Annotated in this window: 1 protein-coding gene and 3 pseudogenes; all 4 read right to left on the reverse strand. The window is 60.5% G+C overall.

Annotated elements, in window-relative coordinates; all coding sequences use genetic code 11:
• A pseudogene (locus JCM25146_RS23070) lies at positions 1-450 on the reverse strand (hypothetical protein); the annotation flags it as partial.
• Positions 451-596: 146 nt separating this feature from the next.
• Positions 597-1,070, reverse strand: coding sequence for a peptidoglycan-associated lipoprotein Pal (gene pal / locus JCM25146_RS15580; protein ID WP_025829197.1), 474 nt, complete (start codon positions 1,068-1,070; stop codon positions 597-599).
• A gap of 319 nt (positions 1,071-1,389) precedes the next feature.
• Positions 1,390-2,756, reverse strand: a pseudogene (gene tolB / locus JCM25146_RS20185) (Tol-Pal system beta propeller repeat protein TolB).
• A 25-nt stretch (positions 2,757-2,781) separates the two neighbouring features.
• A pseudogene (locus JCM25146_RS15595) lies at positions 2,782-3,427 on the reverse strand (energy transducer TonB); the annotation flags it as partial.

Raw genomic sequence — 3,427 nt, forward strand, 5'->3', positions numbered from 1 at the left:
CGGCAGGTGCTGCGGCCGCCGCAGCCGCACCGCCAGCACTGGCCCCTGCGCCCGCTGCAAACTGGCTATCAGCACCTGCTTGGACAGGGCTGCCGTTTTTTGCTGGAGGTCGTTGGTCAGCTGGTCAATCTCGCCGCGCATATCGCGCTGCTGCTGTTCAAGCGTGCTCACGCGATCCAGCAACTGGGAGACCAGATCACCATTAACGGCCGTAGAGTGCCCCGGTGTGGCGGATGGTGGCGGCAGTGCCCCCCCATCCCCCTGAGAAGCCTGCATCTGGCTCATGGTCTGCTTGAGCGCGAGAATCTGGTCCTGAAGGGCAATGCCTTCCCGGCTGGTGACATCCTGCGCATGGCCCGCCGGACTGGCTGTGCCCATAAGCGCCACGGCCAGCCCCGAAAGCACAAGACCATGACGAACAACGCGTACTGCTTTAACCCGGGAGTTCATTGGAACCTCATCCCATTCATAAGAAACGGGCAAGAATTCCATCATTCCCTCCCGCAAAACAAGACACGAAATACAAAACAGGCCGGGCTTTTTGAGCCCGGCCTGTTCCATTGGATCAGTCAGATTTCAGATAAAGTCTGAAAATCTTACTTCACAGACGTAATAGCGTTACGGTTCTGTGCCCATGCTTCTTCGGTGTCGCCCAGAGCGGTGGGGCGGTCTTTACCGTAGGAGATGGTGGAGATGCGCGAAGAGGTCACGCCCTTGGCCACCAGGAAGTCACGAGCGGCGTTTGCACGACGCTGGCCCAGAGCAATGTTGTATTCTTCGGTGCCGCGGTCATCGCAGTTGCCTGCAACTTCAACGTTCACCTGAGGATACTTTGCCAGCCAGTCAGCCTGCTTCTGCAGGGTGGTCTTGGCGTCGGCGCTCAGGCCGCTCTTGTTCAGGTCATAGAATACGCGGTCCCCCACGTTAGCGACCAGATCAGCTTCGCTGCCCGGCACCGGGCCAGACGGCTGGCTAGCCGCGCCGGTGGAAGCACCCGTGTTTGCATTTTCGTGCGCACAGGCTGACAGAAGAGCAACCATACCAAGCGCAGCAACAACTTTCAGTCTCATGTGTCGGATCCTGAGAATTAGCCTTAGGGCTATTCGGAGAAAAAGAAGTTAATAACCTTGTATCCCCGCGTATTCTTCTGCTCCCCTCCGAACCCTTCGAAGAGCCGACGAATTTTGGAGACCATTCCGCCGTAAGCCATAGCTTAAGCCGCCGGTCAAGCGTGTTCTCTGTTTCTCATATCAGCCATACCTTGACTGATACCCAAACAACACACCCCAGCTTTGCGCACACTAATGCTAATTTACGAAATTATAAAGAAAATTATGGCGGAATTATGAAACCTTCTCCCGCCCAAAAGGCGGGCGGGAGAAGAATCGATCACCCGTTAAGGGGGGACCATGCCGGGTCGGATGCCCCTTCCGGGGTCGGCAGAACACGGTCGTTAAAGCCGGTAATATCGACCATACCGATGGTGGAGCTGAATCCACTCCCGCCCGCGCCGGCGCGGCTCTGACGGCAATAGGCCAGCACACGCCCGTTGGGGCAGAAACTTGGGCTTTCCACCGTAAAGCCCTGTGTCATGATCCGCTCACCCGAACCATCAGGCTGCATGACCCCAAGCGAGAACATGCCCCCGGCAATACGGGTAAAGGCGATCAGGTCCCCACGAGGCGACCATACGGGCGACCCATACGTCCCCTGCCCGTAGGAAATACGCTGCGCGTTCCCGCCCCCTGCAGGCATGATGTAAAGCTGCGGGCTGCCGCCACGGTCGGAGTTGAACACGATCTGGGAGCTGTCGGGGCTGTAGCACGGCTGGTATCAATCGCGCCAGACGCCGTAAGCTGCCTACGCGCACCCGATGCCAGATCAACCGCATACAGGTCAGACCCACCATTGCGGGTCACAGAGAGCAGAACCGAGCGCCCATCGGGGGAGAAGCGCGGCGCAAAGGAAATGCCCTGAAAATCGCCCAGAATCTGCTGCCGCCCGGTATTGAGGTCAAACAGGTACACCCGTGGCCGGTTGTTGGCATAGGACATAAAGGCGATCTGGTCCTTGGTGGGGCTGAAGCGTGGCGTCAGCGTCAGCCAGTTGCCCGCCGTGAGCATGCGCGCATTGGCCCCGTCCTGGTCCATAATGGCCAGCCGTGTGCGCTGGTGCCCACGCGGCCCGGAGCGGGAGATAAAGGCAATGCGGGTATCAAAATACCCTTTTTCACCCAGCATCCGTTCGTAAATCACATCACCCACAATATGGGCAATCCGCCGCCAGTTAGCGGAGGACGTGGTATAGGCCGTGCCTTGGATCTGCTGCTGGCTCAGCACGTCCCACAGCCGCATTTCCACCCGTACGGACGCCCCGCTCCCGGTCACGCTGCCCGTAACCTGCGCATGCGCACCAAGGCCCTTGGCGGTGGCAAAATCGGGCTTGGCCGCAGCGGAGTTGCCGGGAATAACCTTGAACAGCCCGGTGTTGTTCAGGTCATTGGTCAGCACCTCGGCCATCTGCTGGCCAAGCCCGCCCCCAAAATCGGGGATGATGATGGGAATAGGAGCCGTGCGGGCCTGGTCCACCGTAATTTCCGCCTCGGGTGCGGGCTGGCTGGCAGCAAAGGCTGCCAGTGGTGTGGCCAGAATGCCCCCAGCAGCAACGCTGGCACCCAGCAGGGTGCGACGGCGCAGTGCGCCCACCAGAGCGTCTGCTTCCTGATCGGAAATAAGAGGCCGGGTACTCATCAACATGTGTTTTCCTCCGTATGGCCTGCTTTTAAGGCCTGAAGACAAATTTCAATTGCCGGGTCTGCCCAAGCAGCTCCTTGGGAATCGGCAGTTTGGCGCATGTGGGGCTGAGCACGGCTGCGCGGGCACGCTCGGCCAGAGCCCGGTAGGAGGCATCTGCCTCCATACGGGCCTGTGTTTCAGGAGCGAACTGCACAATGCGCGCCTCGCCCGTTGCATCCACTGTCACCACAAGATGCGCCACAAATGTGGCGTAGTCCTTGGCGGCCGTATCCTCCGAGTAGCAGCGGCGCACGGATGCCCCTATGGCCTTCTGCTGCCCCACACTCAGGCTGCCGGTAATGTTGGTGCCCACGGGTGAGCCGCCACCGTTGGGAGCGCCCCCCGCCAGCGGGTTGGCGCGTGCCTTGGGCGCGTGCGTCTGCTTCTGGTCCGAGCGGAACGTATCCAGCGTTTCCAGCAAGGAGTGGGTATCTGGCTCGCTCTTCTTGGCCTTGTTCGGCTGCGTAATATGCGAGGGCACCACCGTATCGGGCAGCGTGTCCGTCTGCTGCGTCATGGGAGATGGCGGCGCAACACTGGTGGACGGCTTGAGCGGTGCCGGGGGGGATGGGGGTGTCTTGACCGCCTCGGGCGAGGGTTCCTCCGCCTTGGGGGGCAGGGGGACGTCGGGC

This window comes from Acetobacter okinawensis JCM 25146 (assembly GCF_000613865.1).
GTDB classification, from domain to species: domain Bacteria; phylum Pseudomonadota; class Alphaproteobacteria; order Acetobacterales; family Acetobacteraceae; genus Acetobacter; species Acetobacter okinawensis.

Excerpts from the sequence above, each read along its gene's own strand:
- pal (WP_025829197.1), bottom strand. The coding sequence starts at position 1,070 with ATGAGACTGAAAGTTGTTGCTGCGCTTGGTATGGTTGCTCTTCTGTCA.